Annotated in this window: 23 protein-coding genes; 11 read left to right on the top strand and 12 right to left on the bottom strand. The window is 48.9% G+C overall.

The annotated features are described in order from the left end of the window. Nucleotides 1-420 precede the first annotated feature (420 nt). Together DYD62_RS13895 and DYD62_RS13890 are read right to left on the bottom strand one after the other, a co-directional pair. Nucleotides 421-1,890: a hypothetical protein gene (locus tag DYD62_RS13895; protein WP_115227886.1), complete on the bottom strand. Its 1,470-nt coding sequence runs from the start codon at nt 1,888-1,890 to the stop codon at nt 421-423. Between the two features lie 356 nt (nt 1,891-2,246). Further along, nucleotides 2,247-3,038: a transporter substrate-binding domain-containing protein gene (locus tag DYD62_RS13890; protein ID WP_115227885.1), complete on the bottom strand. Its 792-nt coding sequence runs from the start codon at nt 3,036-3,038 to the stop codon at nt 2,247-2,249. Nucleotides 3,039-3,670: 632 nt separating this feature from the next. Between DYD62_RS13890 and fliW the strand changes: the two genes are divergently transcribed. From fliW to tilS, 3 genes are all read left to right on the top strand, one after another. Beyond that, nucleotides 3,671-4,087 (top strand): flagellar assembly protein FliW, encoded by a 417-nt coding sequence (gene fliW, locus DYD62_RS13885; RefSeq protein WP_115227884.1) that lies wholly within the window; start codon nt 3,671-3,673, stop codon nt 4,085-4,087. A 294-nt stretch (nt 4,088-4,381) separates the two neighbouring features. Beyond that, the gene (locus tag DYD62_RS13880) at nt 4,382-5,350 is read left to right on the top strand and encodes an acetyl-CoA carboxylase carboxyltransferase subunit alpha (RefSeq protein WP_115227883.1); all 969 of its coding nucleotides are present in this window, start codon (nt 4,382-4,384) and stop codon (nt 5,348-5,350) included. 93 nt (nt 5,351-5,443) lie between these two features. Beyond that, nucleotides 5,444-6,763, top strand: a complete 1,320-nt coding sequence (gene tilS, locus DYD62_RS13875; RefSeq protein WP_115227882.1) for a tRNA lysidine(34) synthetase TilS — start codon at nt 5,444-5,446, stop codon at nt 6,761-6,763. A gap of 46 nt (nt 6,764-6,809) precedes the next feature. Here the strand turns inward: tilS and DYD62_RS13870 are convergent, their stop codons facing one another. After that, on the bottom strand, nt 6,810-8,078 hold the full coding sequence (locus DYD62_RS13870; protein ID WP_115227881.1) for a L,D-transpeptidase family protein: 1,269 nt from the start codon (nt 8,076-8,078) through the stop codon (nt 6,810-6,812). 6 nt (nt 8,079-8,084) lie between these two features. Beyond that, nucleotides 8,085-9,137 carry a L,D-transpeptidase Cds6 family protein gene (locus DYD62_RS13865; RefSeq protein ID WP_115227880.1) on the bottom strand — a complete coding sequence of 351 codons (1,053 nt, stop codon included), beginning with the start codon at nt 9,135-9,137 and terminating at the stop codon, nt 8,085-8,087. Nucleotides 9,138-9,208: 71 nt separating this feature from the next. Here DYD62_RS13865 and DYD62_RS13860 point away from each other — a divergent pair, with 71 nt between their 5' ends. The 3 genes from DYD62_RS13860 (at nt 9,209) to DYD62_RS13850 (ending at nt 11,626) form a co-directional block, all read left to right on the top strand. Continuing rightward, entirely contained in the window at nt 9,209-9,559 is a 351-nt protein-coding gene (locus DYD62_RS13860; protein ID WP_115227879.1) for a DMT family protein, read from the top strand. Nucleotides 9,560-9,699: 140 nt separating this feature from the next. Then, the gene (gene upp, locus DYD62_RS13855) at nt 9,700-10,329 is read left to right on the top strand and encodes a uracil phosphoribosyltransferase (protein WP_046352806.1); all 630 of its coding nucleotides are present in this window, start codon (nt 9,700-9,702) and stop codon (nt 10,327-10,329) included. Nucleotides 10,330-10,408: 79 nt separating this feature from the next. Then, nucleotides 10,409-11,626: a uracil-xanthine permease family protein gene (locus tag DYD62_RS13850; RefSeq protein WP_115227878.1), complete on the top strand. Its 1,218-nt coding sequence runs from the start codon at nt 10,409-10,411 to the stop codon at nt 11,624-11,626. A gap of 53 nt (nt 11,627-11,679) precedes the next feature. Here the strand turns inward: DYD62_RS13850 and DYD62_RS13845 are convergent, their stop codons facing one another. Together DYD62_RS13845 and DYD62_RS13840 are read right to left on the bottom strand one after the other, a co-directional pair. Further along, a complete protein-coding gene (locus tag DYD62_RS13845) occupies nt 11,680-12,117 on the bottom strand; it encodes a DUF6841 family protein (RefSeq protein ID WP_132038764.1) in 438 nt (145 codons plus the stop codon). Nucleotides 12,118-12,276: 159 nt separating this feature from the next. Continuing rightward, nucleotides 12,277-13,335 (bottom strand): ABC transporter substrate-binding protein, encoded by a 1,059-nt coding sequence (locus DYD62_RS13840; RefSeq protein WP_115227876.1) that lies wholly within the window; start codon nt 13,333-13,335, stop codon nt 12,277-12,279. A gap of 206 nt (nt 13,336-13,541) precedes the next feature. Here DYD62_RS13840 and DYD62_RS13835 point away from each other — a divergent pair, with 206 nt between their 5' ends. The 4 genes from DYD62_RS13835 (at nt 13,542) to DYD62_RS13820 (ending at nt 19,259) form a co-directional block, all read left to right on the top strand. Next, a complete protein-coding gene (locus DYD62_RS13835) occupies nt 13,542-15,227 on the top strand; it encodes a glutamine--tRNA ligase/YqeY domain fusion protein (RefSeq protein ID WP_115227875.1) in 1,686 nt (561 codons plus the stop codon). Next, nucleotides 15,224-15,601, top strand: a complete 378-nt coding sequence (locus DYD62_RS13830; RefSeq protein ID WP_115227874.1) for a hypothetical protein — start codon at nt 15,224-15,226, stop codon at nt 15,599-15,601. The genes DYD62_RS13835 and DYD62_RS13830 overlap by 4 nt, the downstream gene beginning before the upstream one ends. Nucleotides 15,602-15,707: 106 nt before the next feature. Continuing rightward, a complete protein-coding gene (hemE, locus tag DYD62_RS13825) occupies nt 15,708-16,781 on the top strand; it encodes a uroporphyrinogen decarboxylase (RefSeq protein WP_115228311.1) in 1,074 nt (357 codons plus the stop codon). A gap of 291 nt (nt 16,782-17,072) precedes the next feature. Then, a complete protein-coding gene (locus DYD62_RS13820) occupies nt 17,073-19,259 on the top strand; it encodes a primosomal protein N' (protein WP_115227873.1) in 2,187 nt (728 codons plus the stop codon). Between the two features lie 81 nt (nt 19,260-19,340). Here the strand turns inward: DYD62_RS13820 and DYD62_RS13815 are convergent, their stop codons facing one another. The 6 genes from DYD62_RS13815 to radC form a co-directional block, all read right to left on the bottom strand. Next, nucleotides 19,341-20,114, bottom strand: a complete 774-nt coding sequence (locus DYD62_RS13815) for an amino acid ABC transporter permease (RefSeq protein ID WP_479686912.1) — start codon at nt 20,112-20,114, stop codon at nt 19,341-19,343. 120 nt (nt 20,115-20,234) lie between these two features. Beyond that, on the bottom strand, nt 20,235-20,981 hold the full coding sequence (locus tag DYD62_RS13810) for a basic amino acid ABC transporter substrate-binding protein (protein ID WP_166829569.1): 747 nt from the start codon (nt 20,979-20,981) through the stop codon (nt 20,235-20,237). A 252-nt stretch (nt 20,982-21,233) separates the two neighbouring features. Continuing rightward, the gene (locus DYD62_RS13805; RefSeq protein WP_165928797.1) at nt 21,234-22,061 is read right to left on the bottom strand and encodes an HDOD domain-containing protein; all 828 of its coding nucleotides are present in this window, start codon (nt 22,059-22,061) and stop codon (nt 21,234-21,236) included. A gap of 150 nt (nt 22,062-22,211) precedes the next feature. Further along, the gene (locus DYD62_RS13800) at nt 22,212-23,420 is read right to left on the bottom strand and encodes a branched-chain amino acid ABC transporter substrate-binding protein (RefSeq protein WP_115227870.1); all 1,209 of its coding nucleotides are present in this window, start codon (nt 23,418-23,420) and stop codon (nt 22,212-22,214) included. A gap of 163 nt (nt 23,421-23,583) precedes the next feature. Continuing rightward, complete coding sequence (locus DYD62_RS13795; protein ID WP_115227869.1) at nt 23,584-24,540, bottom strand: SPM autocatalytic domain-containing protein; 957 nt, start codon at nt 24,538-24,540, stop codon at nt 23,584-23,586. 49 nt (nt 24,541-24,589) lie between these two features. Beyond that, nucleotides 24,590-25,264: a RadC family protein gene (gene radC / locus DYD62_RS13790; protein ID WP_115227868.1), complete on the bottom strand. Its 675-nt coding sequence runs from the start codon at nt 25,262-25,264 to the stop codon at nt 24,590-24,592. A 357-nt stretch (nt 25,265-25,621) separates the two neighbouring features. Between radC and leuB the strand changes: the two genes are divergently transcribed. Continuing rightward, nucleotides 25,622-26,686 (top strand): 3-isopropylmalate dehydrogenase, encoded by a 1,065-nt coding sequence (gene leuB, locus DYD62_RS13785; protein WP_115227867.1) that lies wholly within the window; start codon nt 25,622-25,624, stop codon nt 26,684-26,686. Nucleotides 26,687-26,807: the final 121 nt, after the last annotated feature.

Raw genomic sequence — 26,807 nt, 5'->3', positions numbered from 1 at the left:
TAATCCATAATAATGAATTCGATAGTTCATTGTATTTATTGGTTTATTTCTGGTGCTCGTTAATATAAAGCTTTTAACGTAAAAGAAGGCGATGGCATGTATAAACCGGCCAAAGAGCGGATCCGTATCTGGTAAGAGTGGCTTTAAATAAGGCGTTGAGTGAGATCAGCGCCTTATTTTTGTCCGGATTTTTCGGTGGACATCATTAAGATACATCCGGTGTTGTTACGGAAAAAGGTGCTGAAATTTAGATTATGCATTACGCAAGTATTGCGATGTATTTATGGTTTTTGCTGTTTTTTTATTTACATTCAGAGCGTGTAAAAAAATAGTGAAAGGCCATATTTAGTGCTGTGAGGTAAGGAAATGAGATGTTTACATACCCAGACTGCGGGCCACCACAGTCTGAGTATGTTGTCTTTATTTTGCAGTGCCTTGAATAGACCAGAGGAAGTCGAGCAGTAAATAGCCTTTGTAGCTGGGGTTGTCACGTGAAACATAAAAATTGCTTAAATAGGGCAAGGCGTTTGTTTGCTGATTTGGATCAGATGGAACAATAGTCGCTGAGCTGTGGCAAGTCATACAATTGCTTTGTACGCCCGTCGTTGCTTTAAATGTTTTATTTGTTGCGGGATTATATATGCCGATGTTTTCAGGTGGTGCATCAAAAACATTGGCACTGAAATCTGATTCTAAATAAGGGTTATAAACGGTTACAGGGCGGCCAACGCTTTTTCCGCCAGTAATGGCTTGATTGGGAGCAACCATTTGATATCCGATTGCCATTGCATAATGGGCCGCTGCCCCTTTGAGTTTTGCCGGGCGGGATTGTGCGATGGTAGAGCTGCTTGGCAAAGGCGGGTGAGCAGGGTTTGGTGTCCAGAAATAAGTTTGCCAAGTCCATTCATCTATTTCCCTTGATGTCACATGCATGGCCATCAGCACAACGATATCGCCTGCTGCAAGCGCTTTGTCTTTGGTCAGAAGCTGGAATTGGGTCTGGTTGGCCGTCGTGATTGGGTAGTAAATAAAGTCGCCTAAGCCATAGGTGTTCCCTGGTTTGGGGCCTACTTTACAATTTGCATCGATACTGCTGTTTTGAGTTGCTCCTAGGTTGCGGGTGTTGATATAGACACAACCTGGCCAGTCGGATTCCGGAAAACCGTTTTTTTGGATGGCGGGGGTTACCGCCGGGGTGCCTGGCCAAGCTGGCATGGCATAGACAGAGCCCTTGAGTAAGCTGGCCTGCCGGATGACTTTGTAAGTGGGCTTGGTGGCTACGGCATTAATTGGAAATGTAGGAATTGAGCGAATATCTCCTGTGCCTTCGTCGTAAAATTTTTGTAAGGCGGCGAGTGAAAATAAATTGTTTGCAGTGGCAAATGCTTGTGCTGCAGGGTTATACCCCATCGTGACATAGATATTGGTGTCGGGTTTTTCTGAGCTGTCGGCAATGCTTATTTTGGATGGGGCAGGTGCTGCAGGAGGGGTGTTTTCTTTAAATCTGTGAGTGTGTTGTCTTGCCCGGTCAATTGCAAAGGTGCGTACAGGCTGTGCCCCATTTTCAAGTCCTTGAACTACCTTGGGCAGATCTCTTATTTCACTTGGGCTTAGCCAGGTTAAATAAACGGGCACATTGGCTAAGCCAAACTCTGTTTCGCCGCTGGCAGTCGTGAGAGAGGTCCAGAGACCCCAGCCATGCAAATGGATGGAGCGGGTGTTTTTGAATGTGGGTGCGTTAATCCAATGCATCAGCGTATTTTTTTTTTCTGGGAAACGGTAACCCTGAATGCCCGGATCGGGCAGCGGTACTGGCTTGGAGTAAGCAAGAGTGGATAGGGTCATTGCCATGAGTGACCAGGCAAACTTGGTTTTATACTTACAAAGCATGAGAAGTTTCCTCTTTATCCTTTAAGAAAATAAACTATAGGAGAAAGAAAAAATCATTGCATATGTTGTCTTTGCGTAAGATATTTGCTTTTGTTAGGTTTTCTGAGAAAAAAAATGCATCAAAAATCTTGGAATGCAGCTTTAGGTTTGGCTGAAACTCGCTTGAAAAAAGGGTTTTTCAAAGTCCGGTGCGATTAAAAATCGGTACAAAAGATTGTAAGGATGTGGGGCGATGAATAAGGCGGAGCTTATGCCGTTTGTCGGGTAGTTACTGCAGATTGATCTTAGTTAAGCATGCAAAACGGGGCAGATCACAATCCGTTTGTTTTGTGATTTGCGTCCGTTTTGCAGTCTGACTAATTTTGAATGCGGAATGTGCGTGGGAATGGTGTATTTGTTTGTGGCCCAAACCAGCGATTAAAGATTTGTACTGCTTCACCGCTTTGTTCTGATTCAACTAATGATTCGTTGATAAGTCCCATCAGGCGTTTTTCGCCTAATTTAGTCGCGACAGCCAGAATTTCAGTGGTGTTGGAATAGTTTGATATTTCATATTGTGCTTTGTTTGGCATTTTATTTAATGCGGCTGCCAAAGTTGGCTCATCATTCATGACCGCATCGATTGTGCCTTGTTCAAGGGCGCGTGTGGCATCGGGAATGTCGGCAAAGGTCGTCATGCTGGCTTTAGGATAAAGCTTACGGGATACGGTTTCGCCTGTTGTTCCTTTTGATGCGCCTAAACGTGCATTTGCAAGTGATTCAGATGAAGTAAAACGGCCTTTGCGTGTTAAGGCTTTTTGTGCGGCTACAAAATAACCCAAGCTGCAGCTGACTTCGCGCTCACGCTCTGGTGTTTTAGTGAAGGCGGCAACCAAGATATCAACCTTGCCTGATTTCAGGCTGGTAATGCGCTCACCTGGATCGAGATCTTGTACTTTAAGTTTAACGCCCATTTTTTTTGCAATCAGTGAGGCATAGTCAATGTCGTAGCCAGAAAAGGTCTGATTGTCATTGCGTCTGGCAAAGGGTGGGTTGTCAGGCAAAATACCTACAACTAAAACGCCGCGCGTTTTGATGGTGTCGACTAAATCAGCGTGGGCCATCAGGCTGAGAGCACTTAATAAGCTTGCGATAAATATACGTAGCATAAAGAACCTTGATCACCATTGATTAAACCGGCGATGATAATTTTCAAGAGATGAATGGGCAGACTGCAAATATGCGGCTTTTATCTTTGTAAAGTATAAAGGCCGTGTTCCGCTCAGAAAAAGACTTGCTTATTTGTTGGAACATCGTTCATTTTATACTTTAATTGCTGAAGAAATGAAGGTTTATATTGTTCTTGCGACAAGCGTTTGATTGTTTACGATTTAAGGGGGAGTTCTCCGTGTAGCAAATAAGAGTGATTACGTTTATTAATCATTTGCTTACCCGTTTTCCTAAGGTTAATAATGTAGGGTGATTGCGGTGTTATGGCTGCATTGATTGCTGCGGCTATTGAAATGCATTCAATCTTTGGATATGCCTTTGGAATTATAAGCATGCGGAGTGTTCATTCAAATGCAGCTGGTCAGGATTGGATTTTTTAATTTTTTTTGATCGGCATCAATAGGCCTCTTCTGCAAAGAGCAATAGAAAAATAAGCGCTTAACTCATCTATACTGTGTGGCTATTTGCTTTGTCTTGTAAGGTAACCGGCCGCTGATTGCGTTAGCTTACGGTGCGTATGGCTCAGACTGTATTTCTTTTGATTGTTTTTAACTTTTCCCGGGAATAGATCATGCAAACATTAAATACGCGCTTTGGTGAGATAGAGATTGATCCGGAAACGGTGCTGACATTTCCTATGGGGATGCCGGGATTTGAGGATTGCACCCGCTATAAATTACTACATGAAGAGCAGCCTAATCCGCGTGTGCGCTGGCTGCAGTCTCTGGATGATGCAGATTTGAGTTTTAGCTTGGTGCAGGTAGAGCATCTGGGTTTGACATATGAAGTGTCGCTCAGTGATGAAGAGTGTGCTTTGATTGAACTTGAGCACGCCGAAGACGCGGTTTTATTGTTGCTATTGTCCCGTCCGTTTGAAGAAGGGCGAGAAATCACGGCCAATACTCAGGCGCCGGTGGTGCTAAATCTTAAGAGCCGCAAGGCATTGCAAAAAGTTGGAATTCGGGCTGATATTGTGTTTCGGAGCTGATTTTTGCGTGCGCTGCGCGCGTTTAGGTAGAGGCCCTGATTGTTCTTGCCTGCCTCTATTATCTATTAGGGCTTTGATTTGTAGAGGGATTTTGTGAAGGGCGGCTGTGTTATTCGCGCTTTGCTCTGAATAAAGTTTCTATATGAAACAAAGGACTAGCGAGGGCGTCTTGAATTCAGGAAATATTCGGTGCGCGCGCATCTTGGGTGCTTGCTCTGCTTGCTGTATGATCCACGAATTTTTCGGGCAGCCTATATTTAGGGTTGCTTTAGTCGCGCGCAGCAGGAGAGCAGCATGAAAACGACCTTTCTCGATTTCGAGCAGCCAATCGCGGAGCTTGAGAACAAGATCGAAGAATTGCGCTTCGTTCAAGACGATTCCGCCGTTGATATTTCTGTAGAGATTGGCCATCTCGAAAAAAAGAGCCAGGAATTAACAAAAACGATCTATTCAAAATTAGCATCGTGGCAAATTTCACAGGTGGCCCGCCACCCGCAACGTCCTTACACCCTTGATTATATTAAGGCGCTGTGTACTGATTTTGAAGAACTGCATGGCGATCGCAGCTATGCAGATGATGCGGCGATTATCGGTGGCTTGGCTCGTTTTAATGGCCAGTCGGTGATGGTAATCGGACATCAGAAGGGTCGGGATACCAAAGACCGGCAGTACCGCAATTTTGGTATGCCGCGCCCTGAAGGCTATCGTAAGGCTTTGCGCCTGATGAAGCTGGCGGAGAAATTTAACATTCCGCTGATTACCTTTATTGATACGCCAGGTGCATATCCGGGGATCGGTGCGGAGGAGCGCGGGCAGTCAGAGGCGATTGGCCGCAACCTGTTTGAGATGGCTAAGCTCAGGATACCGGTGATTTGCACGGTGATTGGCGAGGGTGGCTCAGGCGGTGCTTTGGCAATTGCAGTGGGTGATGTGGTGCAGATGCTGCAGTACTCTACTTATTCGGTGATCTCGCCTGAGGGTTGTGCGTCTATTTTGTGGAAAACCGCAGAAAAAGCGCCAGATGCAGCCGAGGCATTGGGAATTACCGCAAATCGCTTAAAAACGCTGGGGATTATCGATAAGGTAATTTCCGAGCCCTTAGGCGGTGCGCATCGTGATTATCAGCAGATGATGGTCACGATGAAAAAAAATCTGACTGATACTTTGAAAACGCTGCAGTCTAAAACGATTGATGAGCTGCTTGATGCGCGTTTTGAGCGAATGATGAGCTATGGCAAGTTTAAGGAAGAAGCGGTTTCCTGATATGCCTTGCCGATTGAGGCCGAGTGACAATGGTTGTGCTTAGAAAAACAAGCTTGCATGTCTTTGACGGATTTATTTTTGCAAGCCTGAACAATGCATAAGCCATTATCACTTAAGTCTGGTTCTTTGCTGGAGCGGGTAGAGCAAAAGCTCTCCCGCTTTTTGCCTCATTCCACCCTGTGTGTGGCTTTGTCGGGTGGGCTTGATTCCGTTGTGTTACTACATTTGCTGGCTGCCATAAGGCAACGTCGGCCTTTTGTCCTGCGCGCCATTCATGTGCATCATGGTTTATCGCCCAATGCGGATGCTTGGGCGCAGTTTGCTTTTGATTATGCAGCAAGCCTTGGTGTGGAATGCGCCGTGGAGCGGGTCTCTCTTGCCCCTTATCTAAAGCAGGGCGTTGAGGGCGCTGCCCGTTCAGCTCGTTATGCGGTGTTTGCCCGGCAGAATTGTGATGTCATGCTATTAGCGCAGCATTGCGATGATCAGGCTGAAACGGTATTACTCAATATGCTGCGGGGTAGCGGTTTGCGTGGTTTGGCAGCGATGCCGGAATACCGCCCTTTAAATCAGCATATGGGGGTCTTGCGCCCTTTGCTTGGTATGGCCCGGGCTGAACTTGCCCGCTATGCAGCAGGGCAGGGTCTGGCTTGGGTTGAGGATGAGAGCAATTTTGACTCAAAGTACGATCGAAACTTTCTGCGAAATGAAGTTTTCCCCCGCTTAAATACCGTTTGGCCAAGTGCCGGTGCTACTCTGGCTAGGGTGGCACAGCATGCGTCAGAGGCTGATGCCTTGCTGCTTGAAGTCGCAATGGCTGATTTTGCTGTGTGTGTGCAGGACAATGTGTTTGATGTCTCGGTTGCTTTGTCTGAATTACGTCTGCGCAATGTGCTGCGCTACTGGCTGGTTCAGGGGGGGGTGCAGCTGGATGCCCGTGCTTTTGAGGAATTAATCAGAACGGCACTTTTTTCTGCAGTCGATGCTCAGCCGGTGCTGGTTTGGCGTCAGCGCGCGGTGCGGCGTTATCGGCAACGTCTGTATATTACGCAGGCAAAAGTCGGGTTGATTGAGCCCGTGGCTTTGCCTTGGCAGGCAGAGATGAATTTAAAATCCGGGTGTTTGAGCTGGTGTGGTGCTGAAGAGGGGATTGATCTTGAGCGGCTCAGGCGCGGGCGGTTGGAGCTGCGGCCACGTATCGGGGGGGAGTGCATGCGGCTTACGGCACATGGCCCGCGAAAGACATTAAAGCAGCTTTATCAGGAGGCGGGCATTCCGCCTTGGATGAGGTTAAGCACCCCGCTGATTTATCTGGACGGTGAGTTGGCGGCAGTGCCGGGTTTAGGTGTGGATGCGGGGTTCAGAGCCGCGGGCGGACAGGGGCTTGTGCCTTGCTGGCGGCCTGCGGTTTAAGTGATTTGGGTATCGGCCAGATTTCATAGCCAATACCCTTATGCTTTTAAGCGGCAGCACCTTCAAAAATAATTTTCCAGATGCCATCTTCCTGCTGCCAGTACTGACGTTTATTCATCTGGTTATCTAAGTTATTACTGCGATAATCCTGTTTAAAGCTGGTGGTTAGGCGTGGATTGGGGCCGCCACTGGCGTATATGCTCAGATTGTCCAAGCGAATCTTGCTCCAGCTTTTGCCTGCGCTTACGCTGATTTTCTGGCTGCTCCAGCGGGCCAGATCCTGGCCATCATCACTTTTAAATTGTTTGGCGTAGCGGTTAAGATAAGGTTGGGTTTTGAGCGATTCCCATTCTTCACGCCAGCCATCCACAAGGCTTAATGCAGCATCACGTCTTGACTGCCACTCAACTTTAGTCACCCATTCGGCCTTGGGAACAATCACAACAGGTGTTTGGCCTACCTGAATATACTGAGCAATATCGAGCATTTCTTCATTGCTCATTGCCACGCAACCATTTGATGCCCAAGGGGCGCGGGCATAGGTATTGGCAGGAACACCGTGTAGCCAGATGCCCGAGCCAGTACGGCCTTCGCTTTTATCTATTTCATTGGGAAATGAAATGGGCCAAGCGCCCACACCGTACAGATCGGCCTGAGCACCGCGTGTTTTATCCAGATAGGGTCTGGATAAATGACCATTTACAAAATAAACCCCCAGCGGGGTGCGCTGATCGCCTTCTCTGAACTTGTCTGATCCCAGTTTGCCGATGGTTGCGTAATGATCCGTGACATAGGTGGGGACGCCATCTACATTCTTGAATACGTAAATGCGGGATGCTTCGGCATCCACCAGAATGGCATATTGCTGCTGTGGCGCAAAAACCAGCAAATGCGCGGGTAGCCGTGTCTGAGGGGCCTGAGTCATGCGGCTGCTGATGCGTGCCAGTGCTTCTTTTCGCAAGTCTGCGATTCGTTCTGCTGCTGCCGTGCTGCCTGCACCCGCGCCCATTGTGTTGAGCGGCATCGCACGCATGGCGTAGAGATCACCCGATAATAAATAGGCAAGCCGGTAATTGGGTTGTTCTTTGAGCAGGGCATCGACTGTGGCGCGTGCGTCGGCCAAATTGCCGTTACGAATGTGATCAATTGCCGACAAAATTCTTTGTTCGGGCGTGCCTTTGCTCGCTATGCCTGCTTTTTCTTCAAGAAAGCGAGGTTTAGCGGGGTCAGAGATAATAGGCCGGGCGGGTGGTGCAAGCATCAAAAGAGCAAGCAGGCAAGCACCGCGCTTGCCCCAGAGAAACAAACTACTCATACGTGATCAGGAGCCTGTTCGTTCTTCTCGGATCAGCCAGCGGCTACCCGATTTTTCTAAAATTAAAGTTTTGCCTGTGCTGCTGGACAAATGGCTTGCCTTGTAGTGCTGGCGAAAGCGGACTTTGGCCGAGCCATCATCCGCAACATCAATTTTCATATCCGATATTTTTACGTCAATTGATTTAGGTGCGCTGATTCGCTGACGACGCTCTTCGCTCCATGCGCTGAATTTTTGGCCGCTAGGTGTTTTGAAGCTGCTGCTGTAAGCGCCGAGATAGCCATTTACATTTTGCTTGCTCCAAGCCTGTGCCCAGTTTTCTACCGAGCTGGCGATCTGCTGTTTATCGGCATCGCGTGCATCAGGTTTAGGGGCGGGTGTTGGGGTGGGCTTTGTCGTAACCGGGGCCGCAGTCGGGATGGCCACAGGCTTAGCTGTCGGTGCAGGGCTTGGCGTGGCGACAGGCTTGGGCTCTGGTGTGGCAACAGGTACGGGCTTGGCGCTGGGTGTGATCTGTGCGGTTTTAACTGGGGTGGCGTTAGTTCTTACTGCCGCAGATGGATTGCCAAAGAGGCTGCCCACCATTTTTAGCTTGCCCTGTACGGCCGGATTACTGCCTTCTAATTGCAGCGCTTTATCGTAGGCTTGTGACGCTAGCCGTGCGTACAAATCACCGAGGTTTTCGTGGGCTGTTGCATAAGACGGATTGGTTTGTATCGCCATCAGCAGGGCCGCGCGTGCTTTGTCCAGCTGATTTTGCTGTGCATAAAGTACTGCGAGGTTGTTATATGGCTCAGGAAGCTGAGGGTTGTCGGCGGATAATTGGGTAAATGCTTTGATACCCTCATCTGTTCTGCCCATTTCGGTCAGAATAATGCCGCGTAAAAAACGGATTGATGGCTCTTTGGGCGATTTTGCTAAGAATTTATCCGCACGATCAAGCGCCTGTGGCAATTGTTTGGATTTAAGCAGCTGTTGAATATCTTCTGCATCCCCGGCATAAACGCCAAAGGATAAGAAGAGGGGCACTAGGGCTAAGGCAATGCGACGCAGTGTCATATGTATATCCGAAACAGTTGGTCAGGCGCTAAACTGCGCGAGTTTAACAAATAACAGGCCTTCTTGTCGCAATGAACATCCCTGCTTCCATGTTATCCATCCTGCTTTTAGTGGCTTCTAATGTTTTTATGACCGTTGCGTGGTATGGGCATCTGAAATTTGCACATAGTAAGCCATGGTTATTGGCCGCTTTGCTGAGTTGGGTTATCGCATTATTGGAATATCTTTTGCAAGTGCCGGCCAATCGGATTGGCTTTACTGTCTTTACCCTGCCGCAGCTTAAGATCATTCAAGAGGTTATTAGCCTGACGGTGTTTATTCCTTTTGCGATGCTATATATGAATCAGCCTTTTAAGCTTGATTTTTTATGGGCGGGGCTCTGTTTGCTGGGGGCGGTCTATTTTATGTTCAGAGGAGGGTAAGTGAGCGTCTTCACTTGCTTTATAGCAAAGAGAATCGGGAAAAATTCGGGCATGATTCAGAAAAGTCGTATTTTCACCGATGCGCTTTTGTGTAAGGAGCGCTACACTGAAATGTTTATCTTAGTTTTTTGGGCCTCGCCATGCAGATTACCGTCGTAAAACACCCTCTCGTTCAACATAAACTTGCGCTATTGCGTGCAGAAAATGTTAGCACCAATAAATTTCGTTTACTCACCGAAGAATTAGCGCGCTTACTGGCTTATGAAGCAACGCGTGATTTGCCATTAGAAACCACCATGATCGCCGGTTGGTGTGGTCCTGTTGAAGTACAGCAGGTTAAGGGTAAAAAACTGACTGTGGTGCCTATTTTACGTGCAGGAATTGGCATGTTAAATGGCGTGCTTGATTTGGTGCCTTCTGCAAAAATCAGCGTGGTCGGTTTGGCGCGCAATGAAGAAACGCTGCAGCCCGAGCCTTATTTCGAAAAATTTGTAGGCAATCTGGAAGATCGTCTTGCCCTGATTATTGATCCTATGCTGGCAACGGGTGGCTCTTTGGTTGCGACCATCGATATGTTAAAGCGTAATGGCTGTAAAGATATTAAAGCGATTGTGATGGTGGCTGCGCCTGAAGGCGTGAAATTAGTGAATGATGCGCATCCTGATGTTGAGATCGTAGCGGCATCCCTGGATAGTCATTTAAATGAGCAGGGTTATATTATTCCGGGCTTAGGCGATGCCGGCGATAAGATTTTTGGTACGACAAAGTAATCTGAATTATAAGCGGTACAACATCCCCCTCAAAGAAGGGGGATTTTTATATCTGAATGATGTCAGGGGAGAGGTTTATATGTGGTTTGCTTTAAAGCAGTTTGTGTCTGGGGCGCAGATCTTGTTTGTGGCTTTTGGGGCTTTGGTTCTGGTGCCCTTGCTAACAGGATTAAATCCCGCAATGGCTTTGCTTGGGGCGGGTGTTGGGACCTTGGTTTTTCAATGGATTACCGGCCGTAAGGTGCCTATTTTTCTGGGCTCGTCTTTTGCCTTTATTGGCCCGATTATTTTTGCCATGCACACATGGGGCCAGGCGGCTACGCAGTTTGGTTTGTTTGCAGCGGGCTTTATGTATTTTGTGATTGCAGGCCTGATTAAATGGCGCGGCATGGGGTTTATCCATAAATTGCTGCCGCCTGTCGTAATTGGTCCTGTGATTATGGTGATTGGTCTTTCTGTTGCGGTAGCCGCGTCCGGTATGGCGATGGGGCAAGGCGGCGGTAAGCAGTTGGTCGCTTACAATACTTCATTGTTGCTGGCCGCCATTTCACTAGGAACAACCATCCTGGTTTCTGTTTTTGCCGGAGGGATGTTGCGTCTAGTGCCTATCCTGTCGGGCGTGATCGTGGGGTATGTTACTGCCATATTTATGGGGGTGATCGATTTTACTGCAATTGCTGCGGCACCCTGGTTTGCCATGCCGCACTTTGTAACGCCCGAAGTGAACTGGGCTGCGGCTTTGTTTATGTTGCCGGTCGCGATTGCACCCACGATTGAGCATATCGGTGCGGTGATGGCTGTAGGGCAGGTGACCGGGGATGACTACACTAAATCGCCTGGTTTACACCGCACTCTGGCAGGGGACGGTTTTGGTGTGTGCTTTGCCGGCTTAATTGGCGGCCCACCGATTACAACTTACTCGGAGGTAACGGGGGCGCTGATGATTACCCGTAACTTTAATCCGGTGATTATGAGTTGGGCGGCCGTACTGGCGGTTATTCTGGCTTTCTTTGGTAAGTTTAATGCCTTGCTTCAGTCGATTCCGCTGCCCGTTATGGGCGGGATTATGGTGCTGCTGTTTGGTACGATTGCCAGTATTGGTCTGAAAACGCTGATCGACGCTAAAGTCAATCTGATGGCCCCGCGCAATCTGGTGATTGTTTCTGTGGTGCTGACCTGCGGGATTGGCGGCTTGATGCTGAAGATTGGTGATTTTAACTTGGCGGGTGTAGGTTTGGTGAGTGTGCTGGCGATTGCAATTAACTTGCTGCTACCTGCAGAGCAGGCGGCAGCGTAAAAATATTGCCTGAAGTTGCAAAGAGGGCTGGCCACGAATGAGCCAGCCCTTTTTTACAGGCCAGGTGAGGTGTGTTTATGCCTGAGCGCAGCATCTATACCCTCTTCAATCTCGGGTACGGCGTCAAACTGTACTACACCGTAGATTTTCCAGTCATCTGCGTCTCGTTTGAGGTGGTAACAAGTGCCATATTGCCATGGGTCTGATTCCAGCCGTGTAACCGACCAAATAAGGTTGACGGTCGCAAAGTGGGTATCAATTTGTAGGATGTCTTTAATTTTATAAGTTGCATTAAGAAACCCCTGCTGCTCAAACCAGCCCAGCAAGCTTGCTGTTGCAGGCAGGAGCAAGTCCATGGTTTCCCAGACCGTTCCCTGGCCTTGATGGATGGTCATAAAGGGTAAAGCAAACATGGAGGACGTTGCGTTTGCGTCTAAGGCAGAATAAGCCTCACCATATCGTTCAAAAAACGCTTCTAATCCTTGATTCACTTTGTGCACTCCATTATTCAACGCATCTTGTTTTATACATGTCGTGCAAAGGCAATACAACAATTCGCTTATATGTTTATTTATACACTTTGTAAATTCATTAAACAGAAAGTTCAGCGTTGCTGATTGTTTCAGTAACGCTGAATCGCTCATGAAGGCTTATTGCACCTTAATGCCTGTCCAGTAGCGGCTTAGCAGGCGTCGCTCTTTTGCATCATAAGCCCGTAATAAAGTCCATTTGGAAAAGTCTTGCGGCTTAGGGTTCAGTACCGGGTGCTGGCTGAGCTCCGGGTCTAAAAAGGGTGCTGCCGTGCTGACCGGGCTGATGCCGCCGCTGGCCTTGGCCTGAGCAGCGGCTGTTTTTCCTTCAAGTAAGAAATCAATGAACTGATGGGCAAGATCAGGTCTTGGTGCATCTCGCATCATGGTGACGGTATCCATCCACCATTCATTGCCTTCTTTTTGCGCTGTAAATTCTAGGTGGAATTTACGTTTAGTGTCTTTGACTTCGCGGCTTGCCTGAAATAAATCCGAGCTATTGCCCATTGCCAGCCAGATATTGCCGCTGGCAAGCTGGCGGCTGTAGCTGTCGTTATTAAAAGCCGCCCAATATGGCTTGGCTTTGCGGATGACCTCACTGGCGGCAGCCAGGTCTTCTTGCTTGCCAGAATTGGGGTCCTTGCCGAGATACATCAGCGCTGCGGCAAATAATTCGCGAGAGCTGTCTAAAACGGTGACTTTATTTTTTATTTTTTTGAGCTGTTCCGGGTCAAAAATAGCGGCCCAGCTTCTAGGATCAACACCTACTTCTTTTAGTTTTTCTGCGTTATAGCCCAGCAGGGTTACACCAATCATAAAAGGCTGGTGATAGGCGTTATTGCTGTCATAGGGTACGCGTAAAAAGGCAGGCAGAATGTCTTTGCTGTGCGGGAGTTTGCTTTTGTCGAGGGCCATAAGTTTATTAGGGCCGATCAGCGCAGGCAGGACAAACGTTGAAGGGAAAATCAGATCGTAACCCCTAGCACCCGCCGCCAGCTTGGCCAGCAGCTCTTCATTGTCGCCATAATAACTTTGCTCAACACGGCAATGGCAGCGAGCTTCAAAGGCCTTGATGGTGCTGGCGGGCATGGAGTTGCTCCATACATAGATGGATAATTTGTCGGTCGCATTTGCCCAGGATACATGAAGTAAAAAGCCTAAAAATAACCATTTCCACATTGTGTTCTCTTCCTTATTAGTCAGCTTGTATGGCGTGGTTTAGAGCCTGAATTGCTGCTCCGTTAACCGGCCATTTTTAAAAAAGGCGCAAAGATATCACGCAAGTGCTTATTGCCGCATTGCTGTAATGCATGGCCAGACCCCAATCTGCACTTGGTTACGGTAGAATAGACGGTATCTAAGTATCTACAGAACCCTATTCAGACATGAGCAATGAAGCCCCGATTGTAAGCAATTTTATTCGTAGCACGATTGAAAGCGATCTTGCCAGCGGCAAGCATGCCAGCATTCAAACGCGCTTTCCGCCTGAGCCCAATGGCTATTTGCACGTTGGCCATGCTAAATCGATCTGCCTGAACTTTGGGGTCGCGCAAGATTACCAGGGCCTGTGTAATTTGCGCATGGATGACACCAATCCTGAGAAAGAAAATGAAGAATTCGCGCAAGCCATTGCCAGTGATGTGAAATGGCTGGGTTTTGAATGGGCGGGCGAGATTCGCCATGCCGCTGATTACTTTGATCAGCTTTATGCTTACGCAGAAGAGCTTATCCTGGCAGGTAAGGCCTTCGTATGTGAGCTGGATGCCGAGCAAATGCGTGAATACCGTGGCAATTTTGAAGTGCCGGGTAAAAACAGCCCTTTCCGTGATCGCTCTGTTGAAGAGAATCTGGATTTATTCCGTCGCATGAAAGCGGGCGAGTTTGCCGATGGCAGCAAAACACTGCGTCTTAAAATTGATATGGCCGCGCCAAATCTGAATTTGCGTGATCCGGTGATCTACCGCATCAAGCGTGCGCATCATATTCGTACCGGTGATAAATGGTGCATCTACCCGATGTACGACTACACCCATTGTATTTCTGATGCACTGGAAGGGATTACGCACAGTCTGTGTACGCTCGAATTTGCTGATCACCGCCCGCTTTATGATTGGGTGCTGGATAACATCACCATTGATTGCCATCCTCAGCAGATTGAATTCTCGCGTCTTGAGCTGCTCTACACCATGACCTCTAAGCGTAAGCTGGCGGCACTGGTGAATGAAGGGCTGGTATCCGGTTGGGATGATCCGCGTATGCCGACCGTGATCGGGATGCGCCGCCGTGGTTATACGCCTGAGGGGATTAAATTATTTGCTCAGCGCGTGGGCGTTTCCAAATCAGAAAATGTGGTGGATTTAAGTATCTTGGAAGGCGCAGTACGTGAGCAATTAGAAAGTAGTTGCCCGCGCATTATGGCCGTGGTTCGCCCCTTGAAAGTGACACTGACCAATTATGAAGAAGGCGTAACCGCCTCGCGTACTGCGCCTTATCATCCACAGCACCCGGAATTTGGCGAACGTAATGTGCCAATCGCGCGTGAGATTTGGGTAGAGCAGGATGATTTTGCTGAGGTGCCGCCCGCTGGCTGGCAACGCCTGACCTTAGGCAGCGAAGTACGTTTGCGTTATTCCTATGTAATGAAATGCGATGAAGTCGTCAAAGACGCAGCGGGCAATGTAATCGAGCTTAAATGCAGCTTGGATATGGCAACGCTGGGGCAAAACCCGGTTGGCCGTAAGGTAAAAGGCGTGATTCATTGGTTGTCTGCCGAGCACGCTGTGCCTGCCGAAGTGCGCTTGTACGACCGCTTATTTACTGAGGCCCGCCCAGATGCTGTGCGCGGCGCAGATGGTGAATACCTTGATTTCCGCCAGTTTATTAATCCGGAATCGCTGGAAGTGGTCACGGCTTATGTTGAAGCCGTAGCAGGTGGTTTAGCACCGGAAACACGTTATCAGTTTGAGCGTTTGGGCTATTTTGTTACCGATCGTAAAGATCATGTCGCAGGCGAAAAGATTGTGTTTAATCGCGCGGTTACATTAAAAGACACTTGGAAAAGCGCATCTTGAAAAAGTGGCTGACACTGGTTTTGCTGGCAGGCAGTGGCGCAGTTTTTGCGGCTGCGCCTGCCGTGGTTTATCAGGGAGAGGCAGGCCAGCATCCGGTGCAAGTGGCTTTGGCTTATCTGAAAAATAAAATCAGCACCCCCGGCGGGCAGTTTGAATATCAGCGTCTGGATATTCAACAGCGCTCTCAAGGCGAAGACTTTTTGCATGCTCAGGTGAATGTAGAAATAAAAGGGCTGATGGATGACAGCGTGGCCAGCGAGCGTTATCGCTTGAAAATGGCTTTTGTCGATGCAGCTTGGGTGATTGCTGAGCAGCAGCAGGATCATACCTGCCGTCGTGGTGCTAAGGGTTATACCAAACAGCTTTGCCGTTAAGCAGGTGGATGGTATGCGTTACTTCCGGGGAGAGCGGTGTTCTCCCCGTTTTTAAGCAAGTCGCCCTTTAAAAACGGGTGTGCTGCTTTAAATGGAAAGCTACTTAATGAGTCAATTACAAAACGATACTTTTTTGCGCGCCCTTTGTCGTGAGCCTGTGGAATACACCCCGGTGTGGCTAATGCGTCAGGCGGGGCGGTATTTGCCTGAGTACTGTGCTACTCGCAAAGAAGCCGGTTCTTTCTTGCAGCTTTGTAAAAATACAGCGCTTGCCACCGAAGTGACCTTGCAGCCGCTTGAGCGCTACCCATTAGATGCGGCAATTTTATTCAGCGATATCCTGACCGTGCCCGATGCAATGGGCTTGGGGCTGTATTTTGCAGAAGGTGAGGGCCCTAAGTTTGAGCGGCCTCTGCGGGACGAGCGGGATATCTTGGCGCTGACTGTGCCTGATGTGGGCACAGAGCTGCGCTATGTAACCGATGCTGTGTCATCCATCCGCAAGGCTTTAAATGGCAGGGTGCCCCTGATTGGCTTTTCTGGCAGCCCGTTCACCCTTGCTTGCTACATGATTGAAGGCCAGGGCTCGGCGACGTTCAGTCGTGTGAAAACCATGCTTTACGATCGGCCTGAGCTTTTGCACCACATCCTGAATGTGAATGCCCTTACCGTGATTGATTACCTGAACGCGCAAATTGAAGCGGGTGCGCAGGCCGTGCAGATTTTTGATACATGGGGCGGTGCTTTGGCTTATGGCAAGTATCAGGAATTCTCGCTGAACTATATGAAGCAGGTCATTGCGGGCCTCAAGCGTACGCATGACGGCCGTAAAGTACCGGTCATTGTGTTTACCAAGGGCGGTGGACTGTGGCTAGAAGATATCGCCAATAGCGGCTGCGATGCGGTGGGGTTGGACTGGACGGTGGACCTGGCCGATGCTCGTCGCCGTATCGGCGATAAAGTGGCTTTGCAGGGTAATTTCGACCCTAATGCATTGTTTGCCAACCCCGCTGCAATTGAATCTGAAGTGGATCGCTTACTGGCAAGCTTTGGTGAGGGTGAGGGGCATGTGTTTAACTTGGGGCATGGTATCTCGCAATTCACCCATCCTGATCATGTCACCACCTTGGTTGAAAGTGTACACAATCTGTCACGAAAGTATCATCAATTTCATAAGTAAAACAAGGGCTTATGGCCTCATTCCATTTGGTTTTTCTGATATAAGCCTGAGTTATGCACAGTGTTTATGTATGCTAAATGCGACTTGTCAAGCATTAAGGAAAAATTAATTGTTTGTTACGCATTTTTGTAACTCTTTGATTTTAAACGAAGTATTTTAGAGTTCAAAAAATAGGCAAGCTAAGCACAGCCCCGATTCTATTGGGGTTTGTGCACTTATCTTCAGTTAATCCACAAAGTTATCCACAAAATCTGTGGGTAGTCTTGTTTTGCACCTATTTGCAGGGCGTTTATGACCGGAGTATTAAAAAACTGCTGCTATGTTTCGGTGGCGCTCGATGTTCCGCTTACACGTCTTTTTGAATATAGCTGCCCTGCTGAGTATGCCCCTGTGATCGGTGCGCGGGTGATCATTCCATTTGGTCCGCGCCGCCTGGCGGGGGTTATTCTGAGTGTTGCAACTGAAACAGCATTTGATCAGACAAAAATACGCCCTGTTGTTGCCCTGCCCGATGATATGCCGCCGCTGGCTGAAGATGTGCTGGCACTGAGTCGTTTTTGTGCCGACTATTATGGCCATCCGCTGGGGCAGGTTCTGGCAACCGCGCTGCCCGTTGCGTTACGCCAGCCCAAGGCCTTTGTGCCGCCAGAGCCTGGCGGTGTTTACCAGGCTGGTAATCTGGATGCGCTTTTGCAAAGCTTGTCTCCGCGCGCTACAGCGCAAAAGCAACTAGCCCTGATGCTGGCTCAGCCTATGGCACGTGCCGAGCTGGCGGCGGTGTCGCCCAGTGCAAATAAATGGCTGAAAAACTGGATAGAAGCGGGCTGGGTGTTTTTTACCGAAACACTGCCCGATGCGATTCCTCTGCCCGTTGGGGCTGCCGGGGCTAATGCTGAGCAAGCCGCAGCGATTGCTTTGATTGATGGCCAGCATGCCTCGTTTGCTGCGTTTTTATTGTTTGGTATTACCGGTAGCGGCAAAACCGAAGTTTATTTGCAAACGATTGCAGCTTGTCTTGCTCGGGGGAAACAAGCCTTAGTGCTGGTGCCGGAGATAAACCTGACGCCGCAGCTGGAGGCGCGCTTCAGGGCGCGTTTTCCCAGTGCCCGTATTGTGGCGCTGCATAGCGGCTTAAGCGATAAGGAAAGGGTGCTCAATTGGCTGTCTGCCAGCCGTGGTGAGGCACATATTGTGCTCGGCACGCGTCTGGCCGTGTTTACGCCTATGCCTCGCCTGGGAATGATTGTGGTGGACGAGGAGCACGACGCCTCGTTTAAGCAGCAGGAGGGCCTGCGCTATTCGGCCCGGGATGCCGCGGTTTATCGGGCACATCAGCGGCAGGTGCCCATTGTGCTGGGCTCGGCAACCCCCGCGCTGGAGACATGGCATAACGCCCGTCAGGGGCGCTATCGCCTGATTACCTTACAACACCGCGCGGTGGGGGGGGCAATGCCGCCGCAAATCGAAATTATCCCCATGCATCGCGCTAAGGTGGTGGAAGGCCTGCATCAGGCCACTTTAAATATCATGCGTGAGCACCTGGCGGGTGGCCAGCAGGTGCTGGTGTTTATTAACCGCCGTGGTTATGCACCAGTACTCTCTTGTGGCGAATGCGGCTGGCTGGGCGAATGTAAGCGTTGCTCGGCCAAACTGGTGCTGCATTTAAATGAGCGCCGTTTACGCTGCCATCATTGCGGCTACGAGGAAGTGATTCCTTCAGCCTGCCCGGATTGCGGTAATCAGGACATACGCCCGCTAGGCCAGGGTACGCAACGGATTGAAGCGGCTTTAGAAACACTTTTCCCTGACGCCAAAATCTTACGTATTGACCGGGATAACACACGGCGCAAAGGCAGCTTGCAGGAAATGCTGCGCCAAGTGAGCGCGGGCGAGGCCAATTTGCTGGTTGGCACGCAAATGATGGCCAAGGGACACGATTTCCCTGCGCTGAATTTAGTGGTGGTTTTAAATGCCGATGCGGGGCTCTTTAGCGTGGATTTTCGCGGTGAAGAGCGCATGTATGCTCAGCTATTACAGGTGGCTGGCAGAGCCGGGCGGGCAGGCACGCAGGGCAGGGTGCTAATCCAGACTGGGTATCACGATCATCCCTTTTATGGTCAGCTGCTGGCTCAGGATTACGCAGCGTTTGCTGATGCGCAGCTGGACGAGCGCCGCAGTATGCAGTTGCCGCCGTTTGCGGCTTATGCGCTATTGCGGGCCGAAGCCGAAGAAGGTGCGCTGGCTAAGGCGTTTTTACTGCAATTACAGGCCGTGCTCGCCGATGCACCAGGTGTGCAGATGTTTGACCCGATTGCCGCCACCATGCAGCGCAAAGCGGGCATGGAGCGCTGGCAGCTGCTGGTGATGAGCGACACCCGTCATCCCTTGGTCAACGCCTTAAAACGCATCGCGCTTATGCTGGAAGCACGCAACAATAAAGTGCGCTGTATTTTGGATGTGGACCCGATTGAGATGTAGTGCTGAGCGTATTTGTGCTGCGTTTTATAGGTAAAAAAAAGCCTTCCATCGCTGGAAGGCTTTTTTGTATTGGACTAGGCATTAGTGAATGCCACCGCTAGACTGGAAGTGTTTCTCAAGCTTATTTACACCCGCAGCCATCAGCAAGGTTACGATAAGGTAGAGGAAGGAGATGGTGAGGTAGGGCTCCCAGTAGCGGGAATAAGCACCCGCTACTGTTCTGGCCGCATAGGCCAGCTCAGCAAGGCCAATGGCAGAAACCAGCGAGCTGTCTTTAAGCAGCATGATGGCTTCGTTACCCAAGGGTGGCAGCATGCGGCGGAAGGCTTGCGGGATAATCACAAAACGCATGGTTTGCCAGTAATTCATCCCCAGGGAGCGTGAGGCTTCAAACTGGCCTTTGGCAATGGACTGAATCCCCGCACGGAAAATCTCAGTGATATAAGCACCGGCATTCAGGGTGAGCGCCACAAGACCCGACATAAAGGCGCCATAGTCTTGTCTGAGTGTAGAGGCTAAATCGCCACTAATCAGTAAACCATCCGTTGGGTGAACCAACATGGGCATGACGGCAAAGTGGGTTAGCAAAATTTGCACAAATAAAGGCGTGCCACGGAAAAAAGTGACATAGGCCGAAGAAGGCCAGCGAACCAGAAAACGAACTGGGTATTTCCACAAGCCGTGTTTTACATCTGCTAGGCGGGCCATCCCTGCAAACAAGCCGATCAGCGTACCAAAAACGACCGCAATCAGGGTAATGCCGATGGTCATCTTCATGCCATCGATAAAGAGTGAGCGATATTCCCAAACAATCTGTAATTGAAAATTAGAAAGAATGGGAACGGCGGTTTGCATCTGTTGCCAAAAGGTAATGAAATCCATTGTCATGCCATATTCTGATTGCGGAATAAAAAAGCGCAAGCCCAGCAGGATTGCGCTTCTGAAAGAGATAGCTTCGATTTTAAAGGATTAAGCTTAATTACCGAAGTATTTCTTGTGGATTTTGTCGTAAGTACCATCGGCTTTAATTGCGGCAATGCCTTTGTTTAACTTCTCCAGCAGTTCTTTATTACCTTTCTTTACAGCAAAGCCATAGAATTCTTTTGCGAAAGTTGCATCGTCGATGGTTTTTAGGCTGGAAGACTTGTTATTGGCGATAAAGTTAATGACTACGCCATTATCAGCCACAACAGCATCTACACCACCATTGAGTAATTCTTTAATGGCAAGAGGGGTTGATTCAAAGCGTTTGATGTTGGGGCTGGTCTTGCCCAGCAGTTTTTGCACAATTTCATCACCGGTTGTGCCTGTTTGAACGCCTACTTTTTTGCCTTTCAGAGCGGAGAAGTTATTGATATTACTTTTTTTACCAACTGCAATAAGTTGTTTGGCTTCAAAGTAAGGGTCTGAAAAATCCATGCTCTGTTTGCGCTCTGGCGTAATAGTTACTGCAGAGGCAACTAAATCGCGATCGCCAGAGCTAAGCGTCGCAAAAATACCTTCCCAAGGCGTGTTGTGCAACTGAACTTCTATGCCCGCCTTAAGCGCAACAGCTTTAATCACATCCATATCGAAGCCGACAATTTCTTTTTTATCATTTACGGATTCAAACGGTGCATAAGCTGCGTCAGTTGCAACTTGATAAACTTTTGCAGCATATACAGGAGTAACAAACAGCGTGGCACTGGCGAGCAATAGAATTATATTTTTTTTGCTGAACATGTTAAATCTCCGCTTTGGGTGGTTTTCCGATTCTCTGCTTTTAAGCATCCGGCAAGACAAGACTAAGTGCTGCCTTATGATTTGAATATCAGGCTTATCCCGCATTTTAAACGCAAAGTTTTCTTGATTAAAAAGAAGCATGTAGCTGTGAATTAAATGATTCAATCCATTATCAGCGCGCTGCAAATGGCATTAAAAAACCGGCGAATTGGCCGGCTTTTTAATGCTGAATAAATACTTTACTGTGTGCTCTCAGCCTATCATTTCTTCCATACCTGATGCGAGGTCTTTAATCTCTGTCAGGTGGACACCAAGGGCATCCGTATCAAGGGCAAGTACATCAAGAGATGAGACAGGCAGACTAGCCGCAAGTGCCTTTGCATCTTCGCAGCTTTCTTCATTTTTGGTCAGATTCAGGGCCAAGTGCAGGATATGGCTTAATTTGGATGCGGGCTGTTGATCATCCGGTGTGTTTTGGTATTTAACGGCCATTTGAATTTCAACCGGAAAATTCCAGCGGCGGGCTAATTCTTCACCCACCATGACATAATCAAAACCAATATTGTTGGTTTCTAAAGCAACCCGGTCTGCTGCACCATTATCGACATACTGATCAATTTTTGCGGCCAGCTCGGGGGCCACAATATGTATCAGCATTTCACCGATGCTATGAATCATGCCGGTGGTAAAAGCAATTTCACCATTATATTTGGCGTGTTTGGACAGCCATTTGGCCAGTGTAGCCACGCGCAGGCTGTGTTTCCAGAACCGCTTACGATCAAAGCCTGGTGTTGTAATAAAAGCACCGGTAACCCCTGAGGCAACCACTAAGGTGCGAACCGTGTTAAACCCAAGGACAACCACGGCCTCGTTGACGGATGCAATTTGTCTGGAAGCGCCAAAATGAGCGGAATTAGCTAAGCGCAGCACTTTAGCGGTAATAACCTGATCGAGTGCAATTTTTTTAGCGATGGTCTCGATGTCGATATCATCTTTACTAAAGCTATCAATGAGCTCTTGAACAACCTTGGGTATGGTCGGCAGCTTGTGCGTTTGTTCGAAGACTTCTTCAAGTTTCATGGTCTTGCTCTCCCGTATTGCATGCATTTCTATGTGAATGCCGTCTTTATCCTAGTTCAAGGCAGGGCTATTCGCTAGCGAATCCAAGGCTGTCGTTTTAAAAAAAAGGCGACGCAAGGGTCGCCTTTTTAGATTACGCCATTATGACTCTTACTTTGCTTCGCCTGCAACGACTTCGATTACTTCCCACTTCCCACCTTTAACCTGGTAGACCGTAATCGGGCCGTTTTTGATGTCACCTTTTTCATCAAAGCTGATGATGCCTGTAACGCCTTTGTATTCGATTTTTTGCAGCTCAGGCAGGTATTTGGCAGGGTCAACCGAGCCTGCTTTTTTCATGGCTTCAATCATGACTTTAGTGGCGTCATAGTTGTAAGGCGCATAAAGGTTAACATCCACACCAAACTTTGCTTTGAATTTGGTTAAAAATTCAGCGCCGCCAGGCATGCTTTCTTTAGATTGACCAGGGCTTGAAGACACCATGCCCTCAGAATCAGCCCCCGCCAGCTTAATAAATTCTGGAGTCTGTGTGCCATCGCCCCCCATGATTTTTGCCGCAATGCCTAATTTTTTGGCTTGCTTTTTCAGGGGAGCAGCCTGTGCATCCATACCGCCATAAAAGACCAGATCAGGTTTTGCACCCTTAATGCTGGTCAGAATGGCATTAAAGTCGGTTTCCTGATTGGTTGTGAATTCGCGTTTAACCACTTCAGCGCCAGCGGCTTTTGCTGCTTTTTCAAACTCATCTGCTAAGCCCTGGCCGTAAGCTGTACGGTCATCGATAATGGCGACTTTCTTTGCAGCTAGTTTTTTAACCGCAAAGTCACCCAGCACTTTTCCCTGCTGAGCATCATTACTCATGACGCGGAAAGCTGATTTAAATCCTTGGGCGGTGTAAGCCACAGCGGTCGCTGAAGGGGAGATTTGCGGAATACCGGCATCAGCATAAATTTTGGATGCTGGAATGGTGGTGCCGGAATTCATGTGGCCAATAATGCCGGCTACTTTCATATCAACAAAACGTTGAGCCACTGTTGTGGCTGTTTTAGGGTCGGCCTGATCGTCTTCTGAAACCAGCTCAAATTTAACTTTCTTACCGCCAATATCTGCGCCGCCTTCCGCATTGACTTCGTCGATGGCCATGCGCGTGCCATTTTCGTTGTCTTTACCAAAGTGAGCGTTATTGCCGGTAAGCGGGGCGGAGTGAGCTATTTTAACGGTGTCTCCGCTATTACTTGCGGCGGGCTGAGCGGTTTCAGCTGCGGCCTGACTGGCCACGTCTTTGGGGGCTTCTTGTTTTCCACAGGCGCCAAGAGTCAGAATGGCAGCCGCGATAAGGCTGTAACGTGCAATAGTCATGTCTCTATTCCTTGGTGTGAATTATTGCTTCAGCAGGCCGATGCCTGCCTTATTAGAGGCTATTCACTATTACCGTCGCAATCGAATTTCCGCAAACTGTGATGAGCTGTATCAACTGCGCAACAGAACAGTTTGCGCCATTTTGTTTAAGATCTTGTTACGCTTAAACGGCAAGATCGATTTGCTGCATGCTGCCGCCGCTGCCATCTTCGCGCAGATAAATGCCTGAAGAGCAGATCTGCCCCAGCGTCTCATTGCTTGAATTGTTTAAGTTAAAGCGGGCTTGGGCATGGCCTAGAAAAAGTGCGCCTATTCCCTTGTCGCTCAGCGGGACAAGCTGATCCTTGCCGCTATCGTCTTTTATCCATAGTTTTAAATGTGCAAAAACGGCATCCCCTTCATCGATCCAGCCGTTTTGATCATTGTCATATTGAGCTAAATCAGCAAAGCCATCACCGCTTTGTGCTCCAAATAGCTCGCTTCCTTGGTTTATTTTTCCGTCTTCATTCCGATCCAGAGCAAGAAAGGCGCTGCCTTGTCTGAGCAGGCTGATTTCTTGCGGCTTGCCGTCACTGCTGAGGTCAAAGTTAAATTTCTGATCAGAGAGTGTTGCTGCTGCCGTGGCGTAATTAAGAATAAGCGGATCTTTTTTGGGCCTCGCCATGCTGCCCGAGTAGATTTCTGTCTGGCTAGAAAACTGGTAGCTGCGGCTTAAAGAGAGCTCGGCAGAAAATTGGATTTCCATGCCCGCGGCGGTTTTTACTTTTCCTTTGGCTTGAAATTGGGCGTTTTCAGTTTCTGCGTAGCTATATTTTGTTTCTAATGAAAAGCCTGCTGATTCAGCTTGCGGGGATGAAGATTGAGTCTCCGGTGGTGTCAGCTCTCCGTCAAAACCCCAGAATTTTATTTCATAGCCCAAAATACTTTCCAGTAAGCTTTTAATCAGTGAGACACGCTGGTCCATGTTGTTGAAGGAGCGTGGCTGATGCGCTGCCGGAGAGAGGGTGACTTCTGTGCTGGGGACTGGGGCGTTCTGCAAGTGGAGCGTTGATGATTGCTGTTGCTCTGCAGAAAACTGGCGCTCAGCGCTGAGGCTGACTTGGCTTTGAGTGATACGCATGGTGGCGGCTCCGGAGTATGCCGCTGTATCGGTTTGCACAGGCGCTTTTTTAGACTAGCCCGAGTTCTGCCATCGAGATGACCTGATGTGCGGCAATAATGCAGTGATCCAGTAAGCTTACGTCGATGATTTCCAGTGTGTTGCGTAATTGCCGGGTGATATGAATGTCAGCGTCTGATGGCTGCGGGCTGCCTGAAGGGTGGTTGTGCGCCACGATGACTGCCGCGGCATTCAGGGCCAAAGCGCGCCTTGCCACTTCGCGAGGATATATTCGCGTTTCCGACAGCGAGCCTTTAAATAAGGTTTCTGCACTAATGAGCTGATGGGCTGTGTTTAAAAACAGGGCATGAAATTCCTCGTGGTCTAAGCCACGAAGCCGTAATTTTAAAAAAGCTTTGACGGAAGCGGGCGAGGTAAACGCATCTGCTTTGCGCAGCTCTTCTTGCAGTGCGCGCTTTGACATCTCTAATACGGCTTGTAATTGACAGTATTTAGCTGAGCCCATGCCGTGAACCTGGCAAAGCGCATTGTGCGGCGCCTGAAAGAGTTGTTCTAAAGAGCCAAAATAAAGCAGCAGATCCCGTGCCAGATCGACTGCGCTTTTGCCTTTGACGCCCACACGCAAGAAAAGCGCCAGAAGTTCAGCATCGCTAAGATGTTCTGCGCCATGGGCCAGTAGTTTTTCTCTGGGGCGCTCGTCTTCGGGCCAGTCGGTGATTGCCATTTTTTACTGCTTTGGGGTTGCCGTGTTCCAGTTTAGCCAGCATAAATTGGCTTACTGGTCTGTCTGTTATTTGCTGGTATAAATGGCAGTGGAGGGTGTTTTTTGTGTTGGTATCGTGCGGATATCTGTAAAAGCCTGCCCGCTTGCGTTGGCGTCCTTGCCGATAGCAGGTAAGATCCAGAGCGAATCTTTACTCGCATTGTGTCTGTTCAATAAGACTTTATAAGGCTTTCGCAAAAGTAAACCCGTGTGTTTTCCTAGGCCGCAAGCATGGGCTTCAGAAATCACTGGTGCTTTGTGTGTAAATGTCCGCTGCGCTTGTATTTCTATTTAAAGACTAGCAAAAGGTTGATTGGTATGAAGATTGCAGTATTGCCAGGTGATGGCATTGGCCCGGAAATTATCAGAGAAGCCCGTAAAGTATTGGAAGTGCTGCAAAAAGAAGGCTTGGCGATAACGCTTGAAGAAGCGCCTTTGGGTGGTGCTGCTTACGATCAGTATGGCTCGCCTTATCCGGAAGTCACGCAAAAATTAGCGCGTGAGGCCGATGCGGTGTTGCTGGGCGCGGTAGGCGGCCCTGCTTACGATAATCTGGATCGCCCGCTACGCCCGGAGCGTGGTTTGCTGGCAATTCGTAAAGATTTAAACCTGTTTGCTAACTTACGCCCCGCCATTCTTTACCCTGAGTTGGCGAATGCTTCCACATTGAAACCGGAAGTCGTGAGTGGTTTGGATATTATGATTGTGCGTGAGCTGACGGGGGATATTTACTTTGGTCAGCCGCGCGGTATTCGCATCAATGCTGCGGGTGAGCGTGAAGGCTTTAACACGATGCTCTACGCCGAATCAGAAGTGCGCCGTATTGCTCATGTGGCTTTCGGTATTGCGATGAAGCGCAATAAAAAATTGTGTTCGGTGGATAAGGCTAATGTGCTGGAAACCACCGAGTTTTGGAAAGAAATCATGATCGATGTGGCTAAGGAATATCCTGAGGTCACACTCAGCCATATGTATGTGGATAACGCCGCCATGCAATTGGTGCGTAATCCTAAGCAATTTGATGTGATGGTCACCGGCAATATCTTTGGCGATATTCTGAGTGATGAAGCATCAATGTTGACCGGCTCTATCGGCATGCTGCCATCTGCGTCGCTCGATGCGAATAATAAAGGCTTGTACGAACCTAGCCACGGTTCTGCGCCGGATATTGCCGGTAAAAATCTGGCTAATCCGCTAGCAACGATTCTTTCTGTGGCGATGATGATGCGCTACAGCTTTAACTTAGAAGCGGTTGCACAGCGGATTGAAAGCGCGGTCAAAAAAGTACTGGCTGATGGTTTACGTACCGCCGATATTTTTGAGGAAGGTACACGCAAAGTAAGTTGCTCAGAAATGGGCGATGCGGTGGTTGCAGCTTTGTAAAATATTAGGCTGGACGCATGGATAAGCAGGGCGCATATTGCGCCCTGTTTGTTTTATGACAGCACCGCTTATCAAACGCAGATTTTCTGCGCCATTCTGCGATGGAATGAGTGCATTTCTT

The organism is Iodobacter fluviatilis (assembly GCF_900451195.1).
Classification (GTDB): Bacteria; Pseudomonadota; Gammaproteobacteria; order Burkholderiales; family Chitinibacteraceae; genus Iodobacter; species Iodobacter fluviatilis.
The sequence above is the reverse complement of the archived record's forward strand: the minus strand, read 5'-3'. Positions and strand labels throughout refer to the sequence as shown.

What these genes read in the sequence shown, in the direction of transcription:
- DYD62_RS13895 (WP_115227886.1), bottom strand. Translation starts at nt 1,890, where the DNA reads ATGCTTTGTAAGTATAAAACCAAGTTTGCCTGGTCACTCATGGCAATG.
- DYD62_RS13890 (WP_115227885.1), bottom strand. Translation starts at nt 3,038, where the DNA reads ATGCTACGTATATTTATCGCAAGCTTATTAAGTGCTCTCAGCCTGATG.
- fliW (WP_115227884.1), top strand. Translation starts at nt 3,671, where the DNA reads ATGCAAACATTAAATACGCGCTTTGGTGAGATAGAGATTGATCCGGAA.
- DYD62_RS13880 (WP_115227883.1), top strand. Translation starts at nt 4,382, where the DNA reads ATGAAAACGACCTTTCTCGATTTCGAGCAGCCAATCGCGGAGCTTGAG.
- tilS (WP_115227882.1), top strand. Translation starts at nt 5,444, where the DNA reads ATGCATAAGCCATTATCACTTAAGTCTGGTTCTTTGCTGGAGCGGGTA.
- DYD62_RS13870 (WP_115227881.1), bottom strand. Translation starts at nt 8,078, where the DNA reads ATGAGTAGTTTGTTTCTCTGGGGCAAGCGCGGTGCTTGCCTGCTTGCT.
- DYD62_RS13865 (WP_115227880.1), bottom strand. Translation starts at nt 9,137, where the DNA reads ATGACACTGCGTCGCATTGCCTTAGCCCTAGTGCCCCTCTTCTTATCC.
- DYD62_RS13860 (WP_115227879.1), top strand. Translation starts at nt 9,209, where the DNA reads ATGAACATCCCTGCTTCCATGTTATCCATCCTGCTTTTAGTGGCTTCT.
- upp (WP_046352806.1), top strand. Translation starts at nt 9,700, where the DNA reads ATGCAGATTACCGTCGTAAAACACCCTCTCGTTCAACATAAACTTGCG.
- DYD62_RS13850 (WP_115227878.1), top strand. Translation starts at nt 10,409, where the DNA reads ATGTGGTTTGCTTTAAAGCAGTTTGTGTCTGGGGCGCAGATCTTGTTT.
- DYD62_RS13840 (WP_115227876.1), bottom strand. Translation starts at nt 13,335, where the DNA reads ATGTGGAAATGGTTATTTTTAGGCTTTTTACTTCATGTATCCTGGGCA.
- DYD62_RS13835 (WP_115227875.1), top strand. Translation starts at nt 13,542, where the DNA reads ATGAGCAATGAAGCCCCGATTGTAAGCAATTTTATTCGTAGCACGATT.
- hemE (WP_115228311.1), top strand. Translation starts at nt 15,708, where the DNA reads ATGAGTCAATTACAAAACGATACTTTTTTGCGCGCCCTTTGTCGTGAG.
- DYD62_RS13820 (WP_115227873.1), top strand. Translation starts at nt 17,073, where the DNA reads ATGACCGGAGTATTAAAAAACTGCTGCTATGTTTCGGTGGCGCTCGAT.
- DYD62_RS13815 (WP_479686912.1), bottom strand. Translation starts at nt 20,114, where the DNA reads ATGCAAACCGCCGTTCCCATTCTTTCTAATTTTCAATTACAGATTGTT.
- DYD62_RS13810 (WP_166829569.1), bottom strand. Translation starts at nt 20,981, where the DNA reads ATGTTCAGCAAAAAAAATATAATTCTATTGCTCGCCAGTGCCACGCTG.
- DYD62_RS13805 (WP_165928797.1), bottom strand. Translation starts at nt 22,061, where the DNA reads ATGAAACTTGAAGAAGTCTTCGAACAAACGCACAAGCTGCCGACCATA.
- DYD62_RS13800 (WP_115227870.1), bottom strand. Translation starts at nt 23,420, where the DNA reads ATGACTATTGCACGTTACAGCCTTATCGCGGCTGCCATTCTGACTCTT.
- DYD62_RS13795 (WP_115227869.1), bottom strand. Translation starts at nt 24,540, where the DNA reads ATGCGTATCACTCAAAGCCAAGTCAGCCTCAGCGCTGAGCGCCAGTTT.
- radC (WP_115227868.1), bottom strand. Translation starts at nt 25,264, where the DNA reads ATGGCAATCACCGACTGGCCCGAAGACGAGCGCCCCAGAGAAAAACTA.
- leuB (WP_115227867.1), top strand. Translation starts at nt 25,622, where the DNA reads ATGAAGATTGCAGTATTGCCAGGTGATGGCATTGGCCCGGAAATTATC.